Source organism: Vibrio hangzhouensis (assembly GCF_900107935.1).
GTDB lineage: Bacteria > Pseudomonadota > Gammaproteobacteria > Enterobacterales > Vibrionaceae > Vibrio > Vibrio hangzhouensis.
On record NZ_FNVG01000009.1, the window covers coordinates 121,548 to 145,277 of the forward strand.

Sequence of the window (23,730 nt, forward strand, 5' to 3'; positions counted from 1 at the left end):
TACCCAAATTATGATTTGATAGGCGTAGCTTATGACCACCAATCACACATCTTTAAATGCCGGCTTTGTATCATTAGTCGGTGCGGGGCCGGGAGACCCTGATCTTTTGACAGTGAAAGGATATCGCGTGATTCAGTCTGCTGATGTAGTCGTTTTCGACAGACTGGTATCCAGAGATATCCTTTCGCTGGCAAAACCCGACGCGGAGATGATCTACGTGGGTAAGAAGCTCGACTATCACTGCGTTCCACAAGAGCAAATCAACCAAATTTTAGTAGAAAAGGCCAAAGAAGGTCACAAGGTGGTTCGCCTTAAAGGTGGGGATTCGTTTATCTTTGGTCGTGGCGGTGAAGAACTGGAAACTTTGGCTGAGAACGGCATCAACTTTGAAGTTGTTCCGGGCATTACCGCGGCGGCGGGGGCAACGGCTTATGCGGGTATTCCCCTCACCCACCGTGATCATGCACAAAGCGTTCAGTTTATTACAGGGCATGTGCAAAAAGACGGCCGTGAAATCGAATGGGGCTCGCTTGCTCAATCCAACAACACACTTGTGTTCTATATGGGTTTGAAACAAAGCGGTCGCATTACCGATAAACTCATCACACATGGTCTGAGTGAAGATACACCATGTGCCGTGATTGAAAACGGAACTCGCAAAGAACAACGAGTTTTTCAGGGGCCCCTTAATACCTTGCCACAAATGGCTCGCGAAGCGGAAAGTCCAGCGTTGATCGTTGTGGGCAGCGTAACCCAACTGCACCACAAACTTAGCTGGTTTTAATCCTCATATCACTGCTTAACACAGCCAGCTCATATGCTGACTGTGTTATAAATCTTTATTCATAAGGTCTGGCGAGCCTTTTGGCTAAGTGTCTCACTTCTGCTAACGGCCAATATATTTCCCTCGCTTTATTAAATAGCTCTGACATATCCTGACTAAACTTAACTAACCTATACACGACTTTCGTGTGCTTCAAAAAGGCAGGTTCGTTATGAGAAAACTCGTTCTAGTACCCATTTGTTGTTTATTACCACTTTCCACAGCTTACGCTGATCTGACGATTAAAAGCGACCGCATGGAGATCAGCGAAGACTGTCGTCAGATAGAAGGCGACAAAATGACGCTACGTTCCGAAGATTGTGAATCCAGCGATAAAGGCAAAGATAAGGGCAACGGTGAAAACCGGAGCGTGCATGGCGATAACAACCCCGGGAAAGGACACGACAAGAGCAAGAAAGGCAAAAAGGACGATGAATAAAACGCTCTTTCGAGCATTTATTTAAGAGGATATTACCAATGAAATATGCAAAATTGACCACTCTTGCAGCACTCACTTCACTAGCGTTAGTGGGTTGTGGTGGCGATTCTGATTCAGTATCAACAACTCCACTTACTCTGAGTGTGTCTGACGCGCCAGTTGATGGTGCCAAAGAAGTTGTGGTGACCTTTGGTAAGGTGGCCCTTCTACCTCAAAATGGTAACTCTCCTATCGTGTACGACGTTTATGAAACCGATGAGAACGGCGAACCAATCTTGGACAATAATGGTGAGCGCATTCCACTAAGTATTAACCTACTAAGTGTTCAAGGAAGCCTTTCTCTACCTCTGATCAAAGACGAAGTCGTGCCTGTAGGCGATTATAAGCTATGCGTATTTGCTAATGACGGAGATCATCCTTCATATCGCTCTTACGTCGTTGAAGATGAGAATGAAACTGACATTTCCGCTCATCCGGGACTAACCGTGAAGGGGGACGGTGCCTGTCCGCAAGGCGTAGGCAAAGAGGACTTTGCAGGTGTTCTCTACTTTAACAATGCCTTCGCCGTCAATGCAGACAACAATGATTTTGTTGTGGAGTTCGACCTAAGACGTGGTCTAAGAGACGACCCGCAAGCGGCAGGAGACTATGTCATCCAGAGAACGTCCGTGAGCATTATCAACACAGTGACCACCGGCAACATTGAAGGTACGGTTGCAACTACGACCTTTGATAGCTGTTTCGATGCATCAACTACTCAGGTGGATGGTAAGGAGACCTATGTCCAGGCTGTTTATCTATATGATGGCAGCGTTGCTCAAGAAAACATGGCACCGATTGGTGGCCCTGATGACGTCAAACCTCTGACATCAGCGGCGGTAAATATGAACCAAGAGCAGACTGGCTACGAGTTCTCGTTCGGCTTCTTGGAACCTGGAAGTTATAATCTGGGCTACACCTGTACCGCACAACACGACGACGGCGAAGAAGGCTCTAATCCTGTAGCTGATGGGTTTAGTGTTTATAAGGTTGAAGGCGTGACTGTTGATGTAGGTCAGAATAGTCAGGTTGCGTTTTAACTAACCCTATGAAAAAAGCGGCCAAGATTCCTTTCTTGTGCCGCTTGTATCGTCGCGAGTAAGACTAATTACTAGAGACGATGACCTCTTTAGCGCGTACCTCTGCCAAAGCCCTTTCCAGGTTATCATTAGCCAGTTTATAATAAGAAGCTTTGGCGTCTATGGCCTGCTGGAAGTATGGTATCGCTTTTTCAGGCATTCCCTGTAACATTAAAAAATAACCGACATTATTCAACGCTTCAGGCTTCTCCAAATGTCTGTCAAACATGTTAAGCGCTTTGTTCTCTTTTCCTTGAGCAAGATAGATTAAAGCCATATTATTTTGCGCCCTTTCATTGTTAGGCTCTCGTTTAAGCGCTTTCTGAGTATAATTTGAAGCATTGATATAGTCACCAGACATGTAATACGAGTACCCCTGATTGATCAAAACTTTTGTAGACCTTGGTTCAGCAGTATAAGACTTATCATAAAATAGTCTTGCGGTCTCATAGTTATGGTCTATATCAGCAAGTATGCCTAATCCCATGTATGCGATTGCCGGAGAATCTGAATCGACTTTAAGTTCCTGAACACTATCAATACTCATGTCATTGAAATCGATCGTTGCTTGTGAACCCATGCGTACTTGATCTGCGTTCACTGAACGCAAAAAATAAGTTTGCCCTTCATCCACTCGTCCTAGTTGTGTGTATAAATTTCCAAGCTGCTGCAACGCCATAGGGTTATTAGGGTTTTCATCCACTGACTTTAAGAAAGCACTCTCCGCGAGTTCATTGTTACCTCTAGACAAGTGAATTTGACCAATAGTGTAAAATGTTTTATCAGCATAAACTGTCGGCTCAAAAGAGAGCGAACGAATATACTCATAGAGAGCCAAGTCAATATTCTTTGCTGCTAATGCGGCATCACCTCTTTGTAACGCTTCTACCTCTGATACTGGAGGAGGGTCTTGAGTGAGGGTATCAATGGGACGCCCCGAATACAGTGAGGTATCGTACTGCGGTTGATTATTCGAACTGGAACACGCCTGAATACCAATAAAGCAAAGCACTAATGTAAAAATTCTGAATCCTTTCATATTACACCCCTTATTCAAATGCTTTCATAATAGTCAAAATCGCAGGCCCAAGGGCGACAATAAAGAAGCAAGGCCAAATAAACAATATCATTGGAAACATCATCTTGGTGGGTATTTTGGCCGCTATTTCTTCTGCTGCCTGATTGCGCTTATCGCGATAATCTTCATTGTAGTCCCTTAACGTTGCCGCAAGACTACCACCAATTCGCGACGCGTGAGACAGCATACTAACCAACCCATTCAGTTCCTCTAAACCTGTCCTAACCACCATCTCGGAGAAAGCCTGAGGAAGTTCGACCCCAGCCTTTACCTTTATACATATAGTTTCCAGCTCATCCGCTAGTTCTGGGTGAGAAATGTACGTTTCACTGGCCACTCGTTTTAGCGCAGCCATGAAACCCAAACCAGACTCAGTACAAACCACCAAAAGATCTAGCGCGTCAGGAACGCCTCCACGTATTCTACTTTGTCTGGTTTTCACCATTTTCCGGAGAATAAAGTTTGGTAAAAATAATCCAACAAATGCAGAAGCAAGCATAAGAGTATGTAGTTGCGAGTAACCTGTTAGAGTAAGATATAAAACACCAGCAACAATCAAACCCAAAGCAAAGGACAACAGCTTTAATGTGTAGAAGTTAGCGACAGCGCTTTTGTTATGGTATCCCGCATGCATTAGTTGATGTCGAATACTCTCTCTTTCCTTTTCATCACCAGGGACGTACAAAGGTGATAGTGATTCAAGCGTATCTTTGAATTTACTACTTTGAGGGCTTTTATCCAGACTGCTCAGTTCTCCAACTCTTCGGTTAATATCAGATTTCATGCCTACGGCAAGATAACCTAGAATAAAAACCGACATAGATACTGCAATCAATAACCCAGCAAGAATCAATAAGTCTCGAGATATGTCAAAGCTCTGAAGTTGTAAAAGTACAGTATCCATACTAAACCTCGATATTGATAATTTTCCGTATCCAGAAGGCACCTAACATTAGGCTAAACATTCCAAAAGCGATAATCTTCATTCCCCTAGGATCTGTATATAACGGCTCCATAAAACCGGGATTTAACGTTGACAATAGAGCAAAAAGAGCAAACGGGGTCAGTACCAAGATCCATGCTGACATCCTACTCTCTGCAGAAAGTGTTTTGATTTTTCGCGTTAACTTAAAACGAGCTCTTAGAACCTCAGAAACCTTCTGTAAATTTTCAGCCAGGTTACCACCAGTATCCTTTTGTAATAATACCGCTGAGGAAAAAGCAAGCATGGATATTGTCGGTACTCTGTCAGCCATATTCAGGATGGCTATTCTCATATCATAACCAAAGTTTAAAAGATTAAAGGTGTTTTTGAACTCTTCACCTGCTGGAGAAGGCAGCTCGTCCCCAACTTCCTTAAAAGTCTGAACCAGTGGTTGCCCGGTCTGAAGCATTCTCCTCATGATATCTAAGGCTTCCGGTAATTGTTCCTCAAACTTCATAAGCCTGTGACTGATTTTCCAGTTAATAAACAAATACACGGCGGCTATGATGAATAAACAGATAAGTACCCCAAAATACCACGGGTAACGCAGCACTAAAAAAGCCAACACCACAATACTACAAACCATTGCTGTTCTTAAAATGATGTCGCCTAGGCTCATTTTTATGCCAGCTAGCTCTGTCATTTTTTTCAGACTTGAGAAATATGGGATTTCAATAAGCTTCCTATCAAATGGAGACAAAGACTTATTGTAGTGTTCTTTCAGTAAGTTGATACTTTCGGAGTCGAGTTCACTTCTTGTCTCTTGAAGTCTTTTCGTCAGCTCTTTGTGTTTTGCTTTCTGACCCGCCGCAGGAAGGATTAGTGCCTGAGAGATCATAACAACAGACACAAACAAGAGTATGAGGAACATTGTGGTATCAAATGTCATATTAGCCTCACTTATCTAATTTACTCATTCACTTCGTTAAATAACTCAAACGGCATATCAATACCCCGCTTAACAAGAGAAGCATGGCATTGTGGTACAATACCTGTTGCACAATAGCGACCAATTACGTTGCCTTGTTTGTCAATTCCATCCCTTTCAAACTTAAAGATCTCAGACATGGTAATCACTTCGCCCTCCATACCATTGATCTCTTGGATACTAACCATACGACGCTTACCATCTTCCTGACGTTCCATTTGTACAACCAAGTGAATCGCCGATGCTATTTGTGAACGTAAATTTTTGGCGGATATATTCCACCCAGCCATAGCAAACATGTTTTCCACACGACTAAGCGCGTCTCTGGGTGTATTAGCGTGTATAGTCGCTAAGGAACCATCGTGACCTGTATTCATCGCAGACAGCATATCGACAGCCTCACTTCCCCTAACCTCACCGACCACGATTCGGTCGGGTCTCATACGTAGTGAGTTTTTAACTAATTCTCGCTGGGTAATCTCCCCCTTGCCCTCAAGGTTAGCCGGACGGGTTTCTAAACGAATGACGTGGGGTTGTTGTAACTGAAGTTCAGCCGAGTCTTCTATCGTTATGATTCTCTGATCCGCTGGGATAAAACCTGAAAATATATTCAAGGTAGTTGTCTTACCAGAACCAGTACCACCTGAAATTAATATATTTAGCTCTCCCTTCACGGCACCGTTAATGAATTTTGCCATTTGGGGGGAAAGAGAGTTCAGCTCAAGCAAATTATCCATGGTCAAACGGTCAACCGCGAAACGTCGTATAGAAACTGAGGGACCATCAATAGCCAAAGGCGGGATAATCGCATTTACACGCGAACCATCTTTCAAACGTGCGTCCACCATTGGAGAAGCTTCGTCGATACGACGCCCAACTAGGCTAACAATACGATCTATAATATTGCGTAGATGCCTATCATCGAGAAAGGTGTACGGCGTTCTGTCAAGCTTCCCTCTTCGCTCGACATAAACGTTTTTTGCACCATTTACTAAGATATCTGAGACACTTGAATCTTTAAGTAGCGGTTCTAATGGCCCCAGGCCGAAGACTTCGTCCTCAATTTGTGCCAACACTCTCTTGCGCCCTTCATGACTTAAAGGGTGCTCATTGTCATCAGCCATCAGTGTTTGAACAGCATGGTGAAGTTCTTTTCTAGCAACATCTTCATCTAGACTGGACAAGAGACCAAGATCTAACGTCTCTAGCAGCTTTTTATGAAAATAATGCTTAACTTCTAAATCCCTTTCTAACTGCTTTCTTTCTTCATCAATAGCCTTGTCTTTCGCTATTTGCTGTTCATGGGCAACAAAGTCATCATCAGTGCCTTCAAAAGACTCGTCTCCAACTTTTTGTTGAATCAGGTCTTCGACGCCCTCAGGTTCTCTATTTGACCCTGCTTTCTGTTCAAAATCTGGATTTATATTTTTTCGTTTAAAAAACATACCGACCTTCCTTGGTATGAGAGTTAGCTAAATAGTTTGGAGAACCACCCTCTCTGTTTGCCATCTTCAGGTAATAGAGACTGAGTCAGCTTATTAATTGCCTTGCTGATAGCACTCTTTTTCTTGAAAATTACAATCGGTTTCCCAAGATTTGCACTCTCGCTTGCCCCTTTGTAGTCATTGGGTATCAAATGTGTCACCATATTAGGTAAAGTATTATCAATGTCTTTAAGTGAAATTGACTGCTTCTTATCAAAACGATTGATAACCAACTCCAGAGAGTCTTGAGGAAGCCCATACTCAAGCCTTAATGTATTAACCATCCGGCTCGCATTTTTCAGCGACATGTAGTTTTGTTGAAGCACCAAGAATACTCGTTCCGCTGGCGAAATAAGCTGTGAAAATGCAGGTTCAATTCCTCGTGAATAATCAATAATGACGTATTTGTAGAATTGTCTTAGCAAAGGTAAAATCCGCTGAATTTCCTTCGACTTATCAAACGCAAGCGCACCTTGTCCTCTACCAAAACCTATGGTGTGCAGCTTGCCTTCATACCTCGACACCATGCTACTCACCGAAGATTCATCGAGCTCATCTAACTTATCAAGCGCATCCAACATTGTATATTTAGGTCTCAGATCCAAATATTCTTCGACTAAACCAAACTGGGTATCAATATCAATCAGTAGTACTTCGTTCGGGAAACGGTCAGCCAACTGAATCGCCATGTTTAAGGCTGTTGTTGTGGCTCCATTACCTCCTTTAGTATTAATGAAGACCAACAACTCCCCCATCGAACGACTAACGACTTTTTGCTCGGCAATAGATCGAAACAAAGGCATCATTTCTTCTATTGAAGAATGCTCAGATAAAAAGTCAGAAGCCCCAACTCGTAGCGCTAACTTCAGCGAAGCGGTATGACTTTCGTCTCCAAAAACAATCAATGAAGCTTCTAAATCTTCAAAAGGCAAATCGTACTGACTGAGTTCTGAAACTTTGCTTGCCCAACCATCTTTGCCTTCTACCAGGATAACATCTGGGGCAGTCAATGTACGCAAGTGATCTCTGCTTATCAGTTTTAGAGGGACAACCTCAAACGCTACATTCTTACAATGCTCAAGTTCCTGATTAATATGAGTTCTAAATGCTTCAGTCGCGTAAAAAATCCAAATGTTCAGATTGGTTCTCAGCGTGTAAGACAGGCTTTCATGACGCTGCTTTTTAATTGGTACTGGTTCCACCATCACTTAATTCCTTAACAATCTTCTATTGTGCCGTTGAGTGAACCTGTATTCGGCCTGACAATACCCAAACTCTCTACTGGTAATGTGGTAGTAAATGGAGGAACGCTCACCGCACCACCATCACCAACAAACGCTAATAATGGAAAGAACCGAAATCGATACCCAGTCTCTCCTGACATCACTTCTGATTTAACGAATCGCACTTGTGAAAGCACAAAGTTTTGCTCGTCTATCGACATCGATCCAAATCCTGTAGTCTCCACGACACTGCCTGTTCTGTCTAAATAGGAGATCACTAGATCCTCTGTGTCAAAACCTAAAGGCCTGTTTTCGACAACCTCAGGAAGACTTGCTATGTCTTGTTGATCTAATATTGAACACACCACTGCCAGTCGCGCAGACTTTCTTGTCATTTCATTGAGCATTTGCATTGAAAACATGTACCTTCCTATCTCAAATGCCAGAAACATCAATACAAAAAGGCCCAGAGCTATTAAGGTGAATTCAATGATGGTAATCCCTTTCTGACGTTTTGCTGTTGTTCTCATATGCCAGTCTCCATTACCGCTGACGCTGTGAAATCTATGGTCATCGGAATATCAAGGAATGGAATGGTCAAAAAAGTAGGTGAATAAGTATAGACCGCAGTTACCACCAAAGTTGTGTCTATTGAGGTAGGAGCTGTCACCGTCACCGCCTCTGGCGTTAACCCCTCAAGAATTGGTTCTGTACCGCCACTGCTAGTTCCGTATACCACGACGTTTTGAATCTCAGAAATAGGGGCTATGTCAACTGCTGTTGCTGTTCCATAAATCTCAGTTACCGCAAAACGTGCACCATTGCGCACCGCTTTATTTAAACTCTGATACTCAACTAACAAGTTTCCGATATCCGCACAAATTGCAATAAACACGATAATCAAAGGTGATATCAGAACAAACTCTATGGCAGCAAGACCTCGGTGTTTCGTTAATGATGAACTCATATCAAGACTCCCCACTTAATGGGTCTCTATAAAGCTGAATTTTATATATGCCTTCGGCGTTTGGAGTCATACCTGTTGAACCATTTTTTACTGTACAGTCCTCGATAAACTCTCCATAAACACCATCTTGCGCACCGTTATTTGCGGGTGCTTTCTGAATGAGGAAAAAGCACCCGACTGCAGTAACTGGAAGCGATGTAGCACCACCGCCTGCTCCTGTACAATCAACCATAGGAATAGGCAGAATACGACGTCCTGCTTCTCCAGCTGTACAGTTGCCACTTGCGCTGCCATCACAACTGGCGGATTCTGTAAGGTAGTCCGCATACATCCATGTATCGTTGTACACGACATTCCCATCCGCATCCGTAGAAGCAAGACTGCCAGGTTCTTCAACATAAATATCTGGAGGATAGTCGGCTGCACTAACTCCTCCTCCCGCGTAAACACCAAATCGAGTATTCAAACCTTGCCCTACAGGACCTACGGTATTACCAGGTTTGGTATCTACATTATTGGATATATCCACACAACCTTCATACCCGCCAGCAAGCGCTGTACGCACCGTAGCCGCACCTGAACCAAAGTCTAGAAGCTGGTAGTTACCCGGTCCCATCTCCGACGAATTCTGGTCTGCAACTTTCAACTCATGTATCGTTTCATACTCAAAACCAAGAAAGTCATTTGGGCCGCTCACAGTGTCCGCACAAACTGCGATAGGGACTATGTTACACGCGTAAACCAAAGTAGAACTTGGACCGGCAACAGCACTCGCTCCACTTTCCTTATCAATATCAAAATAGTGAAGGAAATAGGATGTGAGGGGCACATCCGTTAGCGCTACACGGACATAGGTGTCAGCAGAGGAATCATAAGTACCAGAAAAGTTTTGAGGATCATTGGAGAATGTTATGCTGATGGACTCCGCTGGTAAGGAAATCTCCGAATTACCATCAGCGGTGAACATAGAGGTCAGAGTTGAAAGCGCCGTTGCTTCTGCCACCGCATCGCTTTCACCACCGCTAACTTTAACTGCCGCGGCAAGAGCAGCGGCATCTACACCGTTTTGAAGCCTCGACTTATTAACTAATGCATGATTTACATCAACAGCCAAAGCGGTAAAGAACAAGAAGACAAGTAAAAGCAAAGTAATCAGAATGGTCGTTATACCACCTTGCTTCCGGACCAAGAGTACCCTCTTATATTCGTTCACTTTCATCATTCACCTCCCTAGCTAGAAATGGCTACTTCATGCTATTTTCTCGAACTAGAGCCACTGGTACGCGAAGTTGCCAGTTCCCTGCCCATCAAAGTTTCTGCTCTACCGTCATATGCAGACTGGCCAGTATAAGCATCATAAGAAACCTGCAAACGACTTCCAGTCCCGTTGGGTATTACGTCTCTATTGTTTAACGTAGCATTATGATCGTAGGTTTGTTCGTAACGCAGCTTAGCAACTGAAGTCCCCAAAGGCTCGTTATTGGCGCAGCCTGCAACGAGGAGAATCGATACTGGTACTATTATTAGACATTTAATCATGACTTATCCCTCACAGTTCATGCCCAAATGTACCCTCTGAGCCTCCAGAGGTTACTGGTACATCGTTTTGTTTAGACTGCGTATAGGCTTTGCTCGTGTCATCCATTTCAGCAATGTAAGAGTTTTGACCCAATAGGTAGTATTCCAAATCATTTGGTTTAACAAACGCGTCCGTCGGCAACAGAATCGTATCCCTATCAACTGGCCGAGCGAGTCTTGGAGTTACCAGAATAACCAGTTCTGTCTCTCCCGAAATGAATTCCTGACTATTGAAAAGTTGACCCAAAACAGGAATGTCACCCACTCCCGGCATTTTGCTTGACACATCACGAACATTTTCACTAAGCAAACCTGCAATACCAATTGTCTGCCCATCTGCCAGTTCTAGTGTTGACGCCGCCGTTCGTTTAGTAATCGGAGGAATAACATAGGTCGCATTCGTTTCTATTGGATCGAGAGTTAATGAACCCGAGTTCGCTATCTCACTCACATCTACAGAAAGCACCAGGTTAATTTTCTGATCAGACAATATCGTTGGAACAAATTTTAACCCAACACCGTATTCTTTATACGCAATGGTTATGCCATCACGGTCTGGTACCGGAATCGGAAATTCGCCCCCGGCCAAAAACTCAGCCTTCGAGCCACTTAGGGCTGTAAGATTCGGCTCTGCCAGTACTTTGGCAACACCATTTTCCTTTGCTATATCAAGGGCGAGCGTAAACAAAGTATTACCATCTAAAAACGTGGCAAGTAACCCGGTCTCATCGATGGCGGGTGTACCAAATATTGGCCCAATTCCTCCTCCGATATCATCGATGGTTGCGCCACCACTGGTTGCCCCCCAGCCAAAATTCCCGTTCTGATTGAAGAAATGAAAATCTGAATCAAAGCGTCGAACTAAACTTCTTTGAACCTCAGCGACCGTCACCTCTAACATCACTTGCTGAGCTCCACCTATTGTCATCAAATTAATCACACCAGTATTATCGATGACTTTATCTGCAGACTCAGTTTCATCGTCCACTGTTTGTCCAGCAGTAAAAGTCTCAGCCACCTTAACAGCCATATTCATCGCTGACTGGTTACTAACTTGACCACTTAATATCAATTTATCCTGAGAACTATGAACTTCAATTGTTTCATTTGGTAAAAACTCATAGAGTTTTGACTTGACACCATTAAGGTCATGAGTGACTTCGATATTGACGGACTCGATTAACCTTCCTCGGCTGTCCCAGGCCATCATATTTGTCGACCCTAGCTTCTTACCAATTAAGAACACTTCATTTGAGCGAAGCATTACAATATCTAGTACTTCTGGGTCACCGAGAGAAACACGTTTAGCTTTTCCCGCTAGAATGACGTTTTGTGACTTGTGGTGAGGAACTTTAACTACCTTGCCACTTTGAGTCGCAGCAAAAGAGCCAAAACAAGTAAACAGCACCAAAAATAGAAAAATCCTTTTCATATTCATACTGATTCCTTAATCTCTAACTCGAATATTTGAAGACTGTGTTCCTTTAATAATAGTTACGCTAGGTGGAGCTACGTATCTTGTTTTTGCGACAGGCATATCTTTTTGCTGCGGATTTCTCAACGCCAGTTGAACCTCTCCTTCGCTTTGCGCTGTCATCAATTTTTCGGCTTCTTTAGGTGTAACCTCAAGGGTAACAGCTCTAACAATTACTGGCTTGTTGTCATTGGTACGAGCGGTCTGGTCAACGGCAAGCACTTTTATATTCCTTAACACCGTTTTTGATGACGACCGAGTTTTGGAAACCTTTTTGGTGTGGATAATATCCACCTTATTTCCAGGTAATAGAAATCCTGCGACACCAATAACATCATTAACTCGAATTGTGACCGCTCTTTTATTTTCACCTATTACGGCTGCAAGTGTAGAACCTTCTCCAGGTAAAGCAGTGCGAGACCTGTGTACAATTTCGCCTTTGAACAAAGTTGCTTTGGCAACTTTGCCAATTAGTTCGTCAACACTTGCAAAGTGATCATTATCATTTTTCCAGTCCGTTTCGAGTAGCCTGACTGACAAGTGTTTTGGCTCTATAACTGTTCCAATTAATATTTGCTGCTCAACCACCACTACCGGTACACGTTCCACTACCTCCTGCACCACTTCCGGTTGAACTTGCTGATCCATCCATTTTTTTGCAAAGAATACTGCCGCCAGCCCTAAAGCCACGGAGAACAATAAAAGTAAAAAGACTTGTGAACGACTCATGATATCAACCTCCCATTCCATCGGAAGTAAAGTAGAGGCGCCATGCAGCCTCTAACACCGTGTTGGTTATTACGCTTTCCCTTTCTTCAAAGCTAATGATGTCACGACATATCCCTACAACGTCTTTTGGTATACATGGGTAAAATGGCACACCATGGCTTTCGTGTAAGGATAGTAGAAATCTCAGTGCTGCGGGAGAAGACTCAATATTATTTGATCTACATACATTTTCTATCAGGTCAAAATAGTCTTTTTCAAGCAAAGGAAAAAATTCCACCTTATAACCAAGACGCCTCAAAAACGCTGGGTCTCCAATTTCGAGTGGGTTCAAGTTTGTTGAAAAAGCGAGTGTTAACACAAAAGGAATCGAAGCTTGCTGACCACTAGGTAACACCAAATGGTCAATAGAATATTCCATAGGGACAATCCATCTATTCAGAAGCGCATCTACAGAAATCGCTTGTCTTCCCAAATCATCAATAATAAGCAATCCGTTATTTGCTAACATCTGGAGAGGAGCCAACCATACTCGATTATGCTCAGAGTGATTCACTTCCAACATTTCTAAAGTCAGTTCACCACCAACCTGTATGTTTGGTCTTTCGCACAAGGTCCAACGCCTGTCGTATTGCTGATTGAAATGGATAGTTTGTGCCGTTTCGTTATTATCAACTCTCTTATGATGAAGTTCAGAAAACACTTTGACAATATTCCCCGAAGTGTAGACTGCATAAGGTATATATACAGAGGTATCAAAAGCATTAAGTAATTGCGCGGCGACAAAACTCTTCCCAGTACCTGCGTGACCATATAGTAAGAGTGCCCTTCCAGAGTTCAGTGCAGGTCCCAATATGGGCACCATATATTCGGATCCGTATATACCTCTGAGAGCGTTTTCAATGTGTTCTCTGTTAATATTGTTCTTTTTAATATCTTGTAGCTTAACAATGTGACTATAATCAGCCAGTGATACTGGCGCTGGACCAATGTAAGCGTCTTTAAGAAAAGCAATTTCGGCTTCCTGCATACCCGCAGAAGAGAGCCCAAATAAAACATGATTTTTGCTGGAAGATTGATGCAACTGCAGGTCGTTATGATTTTTCTGATATACCTCGATAAGAGAACGCTTTCTTAGCGACTGCATTAGCTCTTCGATCAAATGAGTGCTCAAGCCTAACAAACGGGACAGCTCTAAATAATCAGCTTTGACCTCGTGCGCCAAATGTTTCAATAATAAGTTCTCTAATACAACGACTGGAACATTTAGAGACTCCATAGACGTCGGCACGCCAGGCGCTTCGATCTGCGGTTTGAGTTGTGGGCGATTTAAAGATGAAGTGATAGCATTCATAGTTTTCTCTCCACCGAGTTAGTTTAGAACCAAGTAAGCTAGGACAATAGATGGGGCAAAAGGTACCTGAAAAATCATAGGCTTAATCACAGCGGAGCGTTGTAAGCGCCCATAGACATTTGAAGCTATGTAGTTCCTTGTTAACGAGTGGAATCCCTGACTGGAGCGAGCAACAGCTAAAAGCACATAAAAACTACTTACTATCGCACCTACTAACACAATATTGATGTACAACTGTCCTACGTTATCCACTGCAACCAGAAAACTGAGAACCGCAATCAATTTGACGTCTCCGGCAGACATAGCACCAATGAGATAAAGAATAAATCCGATACTAAAACCTGTGAGTAATCCCCATACGTGACTCAATGGTATAGATGTAATTCCACCATTCACTGTAACTAAATTAAGAAAAACGACGAGTAAAAGTAGCACCAGAATATTATTGGGAATTCTGTTCTCTCGGAGATCATATACAGCTAATATTATAAGCAACGTCCATATTGCTACTGACATAGGGATACCTCAAAGAGCAAAGGGAGCCGAAGCCCCCTGAGAGTATTATTTAGGGTGGCCTAAAGTCCGAACTGAATTACGTCGCACTTGAAGAGGCATTTTCAGCATCTGAGATAACATTTTCTACAGCTGCACCAAGCTCAGCCCAAGGGTCGGTCGCAATTAGTGCCGACACGACTAGTGCTCCGCCCAATACATATTCAACAACCGAAAGACCTTCTTCCTCTTTCATAAAATCAACAATCAGCGTTTTAATAGATGACATGAGCAATCTCCTTTTATCTTCATCTCGATGTACGCATATTCAAATTAGTCAAAAAACAATAAAACATGTTATAAGTTTTGTGTTTGTTTTTAGCACCTTTTTGCGCAACACAAACAGCAACTAATTTATAAAATGAACTAAAAGATCACATATGAAATAAACTTTAGTTTAGATTATCATGCCTATTAAGCATATCTTCTCTAGTTAACTTCTAAACCAAGAGACTTAATTTCAAGACGCTGTGATTTATTTATCCATCAATTGCCCTACTATAGGAACTCTTGCTATTGTTATCTAAACCTGTAATTTTGAAGGATGTATTACTTGTGAGACAAAGATCGATTTCTTTAGCATTTTCTTGCCTATTGAGTGGCAAATTAATTACAAGTGGCTAGACTAAGTACATAGTTTAGGGTGCTTGTCGCAAATTTGAGAGGGTTCTATGGCTTATTGGCTTGGAAAGTCGAGTATTTTTCTTCCTAGTTCTTTGAGAAACTTTTTAGTCGCTCACTATTCAGTTGTGGATGCTTTGGCCGATGTCTCTGTAATAACAGAACATTCTGTTGAATATTGCTTTTTTCTTGCCGATCAGAATGTAGATGAACGCCTATTAATGATGACGCTTCGTATCTGCAAGAACCTCAATAAGAAACTGATACTATTTCATTATTCATCGATTCCCAAGCACTACTTGGACGAGGAGCTGATTTTTGGTAGCGTCTGCCTATGTGATCACAATCCAATGAAGTCACTTACTTTAATCGACGCCAAGTTGAATTCCTTAAACCTCACAGCTAACCGTGATACTGATATGTTGCAGCCACACGAAGAGCAGTCGCCATTTTCACACAATATGAATGATGAGATCGTGAATACAATGCTTAGCTACATTGACAGTCACTTTACCTCTCAAATTAGAGAGCAAGACGTTGCGAGGCACTGCCACCTATCTGTTTCCTATTTCTCTAGGGTTTTCCATAAAAAAGTTGGGCAGAATTTCAGAGATTACGTTTGTAACAAAAGAATTGAACTGGCGAAAAAACTATTGAGAGAAAAATCAAGTCAACAGATCTCGTCAATTGCCTTTCAATCTGGTTTTAATGATTTATCTTATTTTTCGAGAATGTTTAAAAAGAAAACTGGCATGAGTCCCAGTACCTTCAGACAGTTCAAAGGCGCTCTAGAGTTAGATGTAAGCAAGAACACAGACTCTTAAAAACGAGCGATTCAACCAGCGTCTGTAAACACCTCCATTCAAGTAGGTCAGATTTCTTCTGCACCAAGCGTGACGCCGATCTCTCACCCCTAACATCTCATCCTCTACTCATTCATTTTGGGATGATCTATTCCCTACAACTTCAGTCAATAATCGCGAATACCCTACTGAATAATTACAATAAGGACATCGTGTGAAAATGGTTAAAACGTTAGTTTCAATATCAGTGGCCAGTGCCTTAATGTTGGGCTGCGCTAGTGAATCGACAGCGCCTTCGGAACAAAATTCACCTCTCGTTTATAGTTGCGAACAGTCAAATATTGATACCGCAGACGACCTGCGTATTTATCAGGTCATGGTCGAGAGCTTTGTTAATGGAAACCCAAGTATTGGTCACGGAACCGGTTATGGTACCAGCCATCATATGGGCGATATTCAAGGTATCATTGACTCACTGGACTATATTCAATCTCTTGGGATGAACGGTATTTGGCTCACTCCCATTTTCCACTCTATCCCTATTGAAAATCAGGACCACTGGGCAGATCGTCTGGACGCCACAGGCTATTTCGCAACAGACTACTTTAGTATCGACCCGCGTTTTGGCACCTTAGACGATGCTAAAACGCTGGTGGAGGAAGCCCACAAGCGAGGCCTTTACGTCTTCTTCGATGGCGTCTTTGGTCATCATAAAAGTAATGTGGTCCCTTCGCCAACCGGCTTAACACCGGTTGGTGAGGATAACCCGGTAAGTTACCCAGAAAGCCTCCCCTTCTTTAAAGAAGTGGCACAGTATTGGATTAAAGAACTAAAAATTGATGGTTGGCGCCTCGACCAGGCTTACCAAGTCCCACCACAGGCCTGGACCGAAATCAGGCAGGCTGTCGATCAAGCATCTCAATCTGTAACGTATGTTAATAGCGAAGGCCAAACAGTAAATCCTCTGGGCTACATGGTGGCTGAGATCTGGGCCGGCGAAAACCGAATCATCGAAACAGGGTATGGCTCAGAAGCTGCGCCAGCACTGTGCTCTGCTTTTGACTTCCCGGTTCGCTATCGCCTGGTAGAGACATTCGCGGTTAATGAGTCTGGTATAGGTGGACGCGGTGGTGAATGGCTAGCGGAAGGAATGAACTTACACGCCTTGTATCCGTCACATGCTAAACCAAACTTAATGATAGGAAATCATGATCTGGTTCGTTTCGGAGATCTCCTCGAGCGTGGCAACATCACCACCCCGGCAGAAGATGAGTACTGGCAGCGCTATAAAGCAGCGTTCTCATTTCAGGCGGCATACACTGGCCCCATCACAACTTATTATGGCGATGAAATCGGCGATGAGTTGGCAGGGTTTGCTGATCGCGTCGAATCAGATTGCGCCATTATCGGCCAATGTGACGATCACGTTGCGCGCACAAGCGGTCAAGTAGAAGGTGTCAATACCACACTCAACACTAAGCAAAGTGAGCTCAGACAATATGTGGCTGAGTTGATGAACCTGCGTGTAAACCACCCCGCTCTTTCTAAAGGTACCCGAACCAACGTTGTAGCCGACAACATGACTTATGCTGATGTAAAGCAACATCAAGATGAATCGGTTCTCTATATCGTCAACATTTCTGCAGATACGCGCACTATATCATTGTCTGATACCCAGCTAGCCTCTTTAGGTAGCCTCACCGATCTACAGGATCAGCAATCAATCGCATTGGAGTCAGGTAACTACAGTATTCCGCTATCTCCCTATCAGGGCCGATTCTTACGAATCGATGAGCCAAGTGGCGAGCTACCTGTGCCCGTAATAGCCGAAGGAAGTTCCGGGGACTCAGATCCATTCATGAGTGCCTGTGACAACCCTACCGTATTAGAATCAGGTCCTATCTCTGAAACGCTATATGTCGTCGGAGATTTCAGTGATTCTGGTTGGACTCACCAACCAAGCCGCGCCTTTGAGTACAAGGGAAACGGTGTTTATCAAGTGGTGGCGTCAGAAAGTCCCGGCAGCTACCGTATGCAATATTCTTCCGCAACCTGGGATCCTCAGTTTACTGCTGAAGGTCTGAGTCTAAAACTGGGACAAGAGAACACATTAGAATATGGTGGCTATGGAAAAGATACCACCATTACGCTCATGGAACCTGGGAATTATGTCTGGAGTCTGAAGTTTGATGCATCAGGAGAGCCGCTAACCCTGTTAGCTGCAAAATGTGGCGATTAAGGGCAAAAATACTACTAGCCACAGTAACAAATAGCCTTTGGGCTACTTGTTACCGTGGTTACTATATATGAAATAATCTAGGTCATCTGCCGGCATTTTGATGTGGAACTCATAAGTTGATAGTTTCTGGGCAATGTTGGTATCTTCCATGAGTAGCGTTAGACTGTGCGTAGAGTTGTCCTTTTGATGGGCGAAAATAATGATCTTAGGCTTATAGTCTAATAAGTCACGAAAAACCAAAGACCTAATATTTTCAATGTGCGCCTGTTGACTAGCACTTGAAGCGTCATAATTAACTTCTGCAGGAAGCAACCAAAAATTGGGGAAGCTGCTTGCCCATGTTAGTTTGGAATGCATAACAATAGCATGGTGCGGGTACATAGCTGTTGTTGCGAGAACAAGGATCCCATCGCCCTCTTCGGTCATCTGGCTTAATTCCTCTGATAACAGAAGTAACTCTTCATCGACTATCATGTCATCACTCAACTCCTGATTTATCGCAAAGAGTCGATCGACAGACGGTTTGAACATGAAGAGGTCTATGCTTCTGAAGTATGGGGCATGTAAAAAAGACAGCGGCACTAGCGAGATGATTAGTAAAATCATGTTGATTGTTCTTTTACCAGCAACAAGCCCCTTTATTGCGATGATACCTGCGCTGTATAACATCGTGGATGAAAGAGTGATGGCTGGTATTAAATGATAGCCAAACCCTGTTCCAGCAGAAGCATAAGCAACCAATGTCGCTAATATTCCTATAGCTAATAAAACTACATACTCTGACTCCCACTTAATCCCGCGCATAAAGATATAACAAGGTAGGACAGTAATAGCCAAACCAGAAGCGACCGACACAAGCTCTGATTTACTGGTCTTATATTGCGTATAATAATCAAAAGAAATGGGAATGATGGTGTAAATATAGCCACTATTAAAATAGTAAACCGAGAATATATAAAAGATGCCCCACATGGATATAAGAAGCACATCTTTATACCTTATGGTTATTCGGCCTTTCCATATCATCATAAACTCTATGAGGAACATGACAACAAGGTACTGTGGTTTGAGGCAGAAACCAATAGCAGCTACCAAGGTCGACATCAGTCTAACAAGACCATACCGGGTAGCAGGTCCTGATGACCAGACATTGCAGATATAAACAACGAGTCCAGCAGCAACAAAATGTTCTCTTTGAGAGTATGCCAACGGATAAATAGTAAACAGAGCTAACGAAGCACAAAAAGTAATCAGTAATGCGTTTTTTGACACAAGACGCAACAGCTGATACACCAAAAACAAGCAAATAAGGAAGTATATTGTCGTGCCAATACGAATAGCCGATATATCACTTAACAACCCCATATCACTCGGAGTCAAAAATAGCTTATATAAGTAAACAATGAGAGGTGGATTTACTTCATAAAAATCAGCATACAACTCCTTCCATCCAGTATTTTTAGCCATGTATACGAGAAATGCCACATCGCTATTTATCTCAAATAATGTGACATAAAGTGTAGTAAAAATAGAAACGAACACTATTAAGCATACGTACATCACTTTAACTAAGTATCTGCGGTTTGCTTCCATTTTCCCTCTGGCCAGATTGCGCTGGTCACTCTTCCCTTTATATCTATATAGCCCAGATTAACCACTACCACCACAGAGCGTGTAGCTTTCGTTCTATTGGTCACATATACGTTGAACTACTGACCTAATAACTCATCCATTGAGCACCTGAGCAGTAAAACTGATATGAAAGTTGGTTGATTCAAAACGAAAAACGCCACCAGCATTACACTGATGGCGTCGCGGAAACATCTTAATCTTGGTATCTTCGATTAACCAATAGCAGGATACGTCTTATACTTCACACCCATCATCTGTTCCATACAGTGAACAACCTGACAGCTGTATCCAAACTCGTTGTCATACCAGATATAAAGTACACAGCGGTTGTCCTGAGCAATGGTTGCCTGACCGTCAACAATACCTGGGTGGCGTGCGCCAACCAGATCGGTCGAGACAATTTCTGTCGAATCTGTGTAATCAATTTGAGCCGACAGCGCTGACGTCAGAGAGATTTCACGCAAATATGCATTCAACTCATCTTTTGTCGTATTGCTTTCCAGATTAAGGTTAGCCACAGCCATTGAGACATTTGGTGTTGGTACGCGGATAGCGTTACCACTCAGTTTACCCGCAAGCTCAGGTAGTGCTTTGGCGACTGCACTCGCTGCTCCCGTTGACGTCAAAACCATGTTCAGCGATGCAGAACGGCCGCGACGGTCACCACTGTGGTAGTTATCGATCAGGTTCTGGTCATTCGTGTATGAATGCACTGTTTCAATATGACCAGAAACGATACCGTACTTATCATTCACCGCTTTTAGTGTCGGCGTAATCGCATTCGTTGTACAGCTAGCTGCCGACACAATCGTGTCAGAATCCAGAATCGACTCATGATTCACGCCAAATACGATGTTCTTAATCGCACCTTTGCCAGGTGCCGTCAGAAGTACCTTATCTGCACCGTTGCAAGCGACGTGATGTCCCAAACCTTCAGCATCGCGCCATACACCCGTATTATCAACAACCAATGCGTTTTGAATACCGTACTGGGTATAATCAACGTCTGCCGGGCTGTTCGCATAAATAATCTGGATGTAATTACCATTAACAATCAGTGCTTTATTTTCTTCATCAACAACAATGCTGCCATTGAATTGTCCGTGCACAGAATCACGACGCAATAAACTCGCACGCTTTTGCAAATCGCCGTCACGACCACCTCGAACCACTATGGCTTTCAAACGCAACGGATAACCCGGACCACTTTTTTCGACCAGGATACGTGTCAGAAGACGACCAATACGACCAAAACCATAAAGGACAACATCGCGAGACTCGATAGCGCCATTGCTTTCAATGCTCTCCACCAAAGCCGTCATCAAAAAGTCGTCGATATTGTTTTCACTATCATGAGAGGACCAATATTGCTGAGCCAGTTGACCAACATCAATACAACATGGAGACAGGTTGAGTTCGGTCAGTCTTTCGATGATAGGAGCAGTTTGAGCGATGTCGACAGGATGAGAAGAGTAATGGCGGGAAACACGGTGAGTTTTGATAATGTCTATTGTTGTGGCATTTACGAGTGTTTTACCGAACAATAGAATTTCAACACCCTTCTCTCGGTACAACCGCCCTAGTAACGGCATGATGGATTCGGCGAGAGTTTGGTTACGTTGCCACTGGTTCTGGTGGATTTCAGTTTGCGAGATGTTGCTATTACTCATAGTAACTGGAGGACCTCTAAAAGTTAAAGGCTCGTTACTCTTGGCTGTAGGGTACAAGAGATAATGAGCGGATTGGGGGTGTAATAGTGTTGTTATTTTTTATGCGCAGGAGTGTAACAAACAGGGACTTAATCTGCTAGTAAAAATAATCGATACCAAAAATAGGGAAAAGTGTGATTTATGTAGAATTTATTATGGCAAAAACTTCGACCTTAGTCGTAAAAAATTATAACCAAAGCCGACCTTATTTTCCCTAATCAATCAAGAGTGCGGAAGCAGACCACAGAACACATCCACACACCCAATGAATATGCTCACTTGGTATTCTCAAATTCATCGTGGTCACGTTTTTTGATGACTTTATGACCATCTTCTGCGACGCCACGCTTCCAATAGCTGCTGATGTAAATGTCCTGCCTGTTGACCTCTTTTTCATTTCTGAAATATTGACGAAGCGCCCTCATTTCATCAAATTCACAAGCGCACCAGACAAAAGGCTCACCGTCTAACCAGGGTTGCTGCATTGACACTGTAGACAATGATTCGGTGGTCCAAATCACTTTTATTCCATCAGGCGCGCGAACAGACTGTTGGTCTCTGCTATCCGTTGCCTGAATCACAGCGTAACCCTTTACGTGGCTGGGCAACTTTTCCAGTTTTGCCGCCAGAGTAGGCAAAGACGTCATATCGGCACTAAAAAAGAACCAGTCCTTGTCGAGATTAACCTCCTGAACCTTACCTGGACCGACTATAGATATAGTGTCACCAACCTCAGCAGACATTGCCCATCGCGCCCCGAAGCCACACATTTTGTCATCAGTAACATGAGTGACAAAATCCACATCCATTTTGCCGGACAAAAGCTCAAGATTACGAATTGTATAGGTGCGCATTTTTGGCTTGGCATTATCCTTGAGGGGACCTACTAGCACTTGGCCCTCTTCATCGAATAGAAACTTGAAGTAGCCACCTTCACTGTCTTCAGGGAAGTGCTTAAGAGCCTCTGACTGGAAGGAAATTCGCAGTATGTTGGGTGACAACGCATGAATGTCAATGACAGTAATGGTTTTGGGTGTTGGCTTTTTCATATCTTACCATAATGATTATTGTTTTCATTTAAGGTTATCACATTGACAAAGATCTGGCTGTAGCTTTTCACTAATTTACATTATCACTCTGTAACACGTACATAATGCGCTACCACGTTCATACATAAATAGCTATAAAATATTGTTCATTATTTGACCACCCCCTTCTTTACTTCTATTGTTGATAGACCGATCACAACATGGGAGGTAAAACATGAAAAAAATGAGCAAGGCATATCGGATGAAAATCATCAAGGAAGTCGCTGAACGCAAGCGCCGGGATCAATTTGATGATCCAATGGCGGTCTATATCAACCATTTACTTGATGAACGACCACAATCAGATAATGTCGTTGAATACAAACAAGAATTTAGTGGAAATTACTTTGATGAAGAAATTGGAGGGTGGATTAGCAAAACATGGCGAAGCAAATAGACACTTTAAACTATGCAGCCATCAGACAGACATATTGAAATCTTTTGGGACAGAGCGCAAGACTCGAAATGAGGCGCCGCTATCGTAGGCGCCCCCGCACAAAAGTTACTCACCTCTTACAGCTATCACTTCTATCTCCACTTTCGCATCCATCGGAAGCCTGGCGACTTCGACACAAGAGCGAGCCGGAAATGGTGCTTCATGCTGTTGAAAAAAACGTTCATACGCTGCATTAACACGAGTAAAATCATTAAGATCTTTAACGAACACAGTTGTCTTTACAATGTGACTTGCCTGTAAACCAGCTTCCTTGATGATCGCAAGCGCATTTTCCAGAGATTGTGTTGCCTGCGCCGCCACATCTTCTGGCATCAACTTAGTACTAGGATTAATAGGCAATTGGCCGGATGTAATCACCATGTTTCCGAAGGTAACACCCTGAACATAAGGACCGATGGCCGCGGGTGCATTATTCGTCGTAATTGCACTCATAGAAAGCTCCTTAAATTTAA

At 43.1% G+C, this 23,730-nt stretch carries 23 protein-coding genes; 6 read left to right on the forward strand and 17 right to left on the reverse strand.

Features of this window, described 5'->3' with window-relative positions; genetic code table 11:
- Positions 1-31 precede the first annotated feature (31 nt).
- The 3 genes from cobA (at position 32) to C4S60_RS11125 (ending at position 2,341) form a co-directional block, all read left to right on the forward strand.
- On the forward strand, positions 32-784 hold the full coding sequence (gene cobA / locus C4S60_RS11115; RefSeq protein ID WP_103880419.1) for a uroporphyrinogen-III C-methyltransferase: 753 nt from the start codon (positions 32-34) through the stop codon (positions 782-784).
- A 211-nt stretch (positions 785-995) separates the two neighbouring features.
- On the forward strand, positions 996-1,262 hold the full coding sequence (locus C4S60_RS11120) for a CG2 omega domain protein (RefSeq protein ID WP_103880420.1): 267 nt from the start codon (positions 996-998) through the stop codon (positions 1,260-1,262).
- 38 nt (positions 1,263-1,300) lie between these two features.
- Entirely contained in the window at positions 1,301-2,341 is a 1,041-nt protein-coding gene (locus C4S60_RS11125) for a DUF4382 domain-containing protein (protein ID WP_103880421.1), read from the forward strand.
- 64 nt (positions 2,342-2,405) lie between these two features.
- On the opposite strand, the gene C4S60_RS11130 is transcribed toward C4S60_RS11125, so the two are convergent.
- The 13 genes from C4S60_RS11130 to C4S60_RS11195 all read right to left on the reverse strand — a co-directional run bounded on the left by C4S60_RS11130 (position 2,406) and on the right by C4S60_RS11195 (position 14,958).
- Positions 2,406-3,419, reverse strand: coding sequence for a tetratricopeptide repeat protein (locus C4S60_RS11130; protein ID WP_103880422.1), 1,014 nt, complete (start codon positions 3,417-3,419; stop codon positions 2,406-2,408).
- 10 nt (positions 3,420-3,429) lie between these two features.
- The gene (locus C4S60_RS11135; RefSeq protein ID WP_103880423.1) at positions 3,430-4,362 is read right to left on the reverse strand and encodes a type II secretion system F family protein; all 933 of its coding nucleotides are present in this window, start codon (positions 4,360-4,362) and stop codon (positions 3,430-3,432) included.
- A gap of 1 nt (position 4,363) precedes the next feature.
- Positions 4,364-5,332 (reverse strand): type II secretion system F family protein, encoded by a 969-nt coding sequence (locus C4S60_RS11140; protein WP_103880424.1) that lies wholly within the window; start codon positions 5,330-5,332, stop codon positions 4,364-4,366.
- Between the two features lie 20 nt (positions 5,333-5,352).
- A complete protein-coding gene (locus tag C4S60_RS11145) occupies positions 5,353-6,816 on the reverse strand; it encodes a TadA family conjugal transfer-associated ATPase (protein WP_103880425.1) in 1,464 nt (487 codons plus the stop codon).
- Between the two features lie 23 nt (positions 6,817-6,839).
- Positions 6,840-8,060, reverse strand: coding sequence for a CpaE/TadZ family protein (locus C4S60_RS11150; RefSeq protein ID WP_103880426.1), 1,221 nt, complete (start codon positions 8,058-8,060; stop codon positions 6,840-6,842).
- Positions 8,061-8,071: 11 nt separating this feature from the next.
- The gene (locus C4S60_RS11155) at positions 8,072-8,608 is read right to left on the reverse strand and encodes a TadE/TadG family type IV pilus assembly protein (protein ID WP_103880427.1); all 537 of its coding nucleotides are present in this window, start codon (positions 8,606-8,608) and stop codon (positions 8,072-8,074) included.
- Positions 8,605-9,045, reverse strand: coding sequence for a TadE/TadG family type IV pilus assembly protein (locus C4S60_RS11160; protein ID WP_103880428.1), 441 nt, complete (start codon positions 9,043-9,045; stop codon positions 8,605-8,607). Before C4S60_RS11160 ends, C4S60_RS11155 begins: the two co-directional genes overlap by 4 nt.
- 1 nt (position 9,046) lies before the next feature.
- On the reverse strand, positions 9,047-10,234 hold the full coding sequence (locus C4S60_RS11165; protein ID WP_244183087.1) for a pilus assembly protein TadG-related protein: 1,188 nt from the start codon (positions 10,232-10,234) through the stop codon (positions 9,047-9,049).
- Positions 10,235-10,594: 360 nt separating this feature from the next.
- Complete coding sequence (locus C4S60_RS11175) at positions 10,595-12,055, reverse strand: type II and III secretion system protein family protein (RefSeq protein WP_103880473.1); 1,461 nt, start codon at positions 12,053-12,055, stop codon at positions 10,595-10,597.
- A 15-nt stretch (positions 12,056-12,070) separates the two neighbouring features.
- Positions 12,071-12,826 carry a Flp pilus assembly protein CpaB gene (gene cpaB, locus C4S60_RS11180; RefSeq protein ID WP_103880474.1) on the reverse strand — a complete coding sequence of 252 codons (756 nt, stop codon included), beginning with the start codon at positions 12,824-12,826 and terminating at the stop codon, positions 12,071-12,073.
- 4 nt (positions 12,827-12,830) lie between these two features.
- Positions 12,831-14,177, reverse strand: coding sequence for an AAA family ATPase (locus tag C4S60_RS11185; RefSeq protein ID WP_103880430.1), 1,347 nt, complete (start codon positions 14,175-14,177; stop codon positions 12,831-12,833).
- Between the two features lie 18 nt (positions 14,178-14,195).
- Positions 14,196-14,693, reverse strand: a complete 498-nt coding sequence (locus C4S60_RS11190) for a prepilin peptidase (protein WP_103880431.1) — start codon at positions 14,691-14,693, stop codon at positions 14,196-14,198.
- A gap of 76 nt (positions 14,694-14,769) precedes the next feature.
- Positions 14,770-14,958 carry a Flp family type IVb pilin gene (locus C4S60_RS11195; RefSeq protein WP_103880432.1) on the reverse strand — a complete coding sequence of 63 codons (189 nt, stop codon included), beginning with the start codon at positions 14,956-14,958 and terminating at the stop codon, positions 14,770-14,772.
- 442 nt (positions 14,959-15,400) lie between these two features.
- Here C4S60_RS11195 and C4S60_RS11200 point away from each other — a divergent pair, with 442 nt between their 5' ends.
- A complete protein-coding gene (locus C4S60_RS11200) occupies positions 15,401-16,174 on the forward strand; it encodes a helix-turn-helix domain-containing protein (RefSeq protein WP_103880433.1) in 774 nt (257 codons plus the stop codon).
- 199 nt (positions 16,175-16,373) lie between these two features.
- Positions 16,374-18,392 carry an alpha-amylase family glycosyl hydrolase gene (locus tag C4S60_RS11205; RefSeq protein ID WP_103880434.1) on the forward strand — a complete coding sequence of 673 codons (2,019 nt, stop codon included), beginning with the start codon at positions 16,374-16,376 and terminating at the stop codon, positions 18,390-18,392.
- 42 nt (positions 18,393-18,434) lie between these two features.
- Here C4S60_RS11205 and C4S60_RS11210 read toward each other — a convergent pair whose 3' ends face one another.
- The 3 genes from C4S60_RS11210 to C4S60_RS11220 all read right to left on the reverse strand — a co-directional run bounded on the left by C4S60_RS11210 (position 18,435) and on the right by C4S60_RS11220 (position 22,782).
- Positions 18,435-19,985: a hypothetical protein gene (locus tag C4S60_RS11210; protein ID WP_103880435.1), complete on the reverse strand. Its 1,551-nt coding sequence runs from the start codon at positions 19,983-19,985 to the stop codon at positions 18,435-18,437.
- Between the two features lie 251 nt (positions 19,986-20,236).
- On the reverse strand, positions 20,237-21,694 hold the full coding sequence (locus C4S60_RS11215) for a glyceraldehyde-3-phosphate dehydrogenase (protein ID WP_103880436.1): 1,458 nt from the start codon (positions 21,692-21,694) through the stop codon (positions 20,237-20,239).
- Between the two features lie 314 nt (positions 21,695-22,008).
- The gene (locus tag C4S60_RS11220) at positions 22,009-22,782 is read right to left on the reverse strand and encodes a siderophore-interacting protein (protein ID WP_103880437.1); all 774 of its coding nucleotides are present in this window, start codon (positions 22,780-22,782) and stop codon (positions 22,009-22,011) included.
- A gap of 214 nt (positions 22,783-22,996) precedes the next feature.
- Here C4S60_RS11220 and C4S60_RS11225 point away from each other — a divergent pair, with 214 nt between their 5' ends.
- Positions 22,997-23,218, forward strand: a complete 222-nt coding sequence (locus tag C4S60_RS11225; protein WP_103880438.1) for a hypothetical protein — start codon at positions 22,997-22,999, stop codon at positions 23,216-23,218.
- 105 nt (positions 23,219-23,323) lie between these two features.
- On the opposite strand, the gene C4S60_RS11230 is transcribed toward C4S60_RS11225, so the two are convergent.
- Entirely contained in the window at positions 23,324-23,710 is a 387-nt protein-coding gene (locus C4S60_RS11230) for a RidA family protein (RefSeq protein WP_103880439.1), read from the reverse strand.
- Between the last annotated feature and the right edge of the window lie 20 nt (positions 23,711-23,730).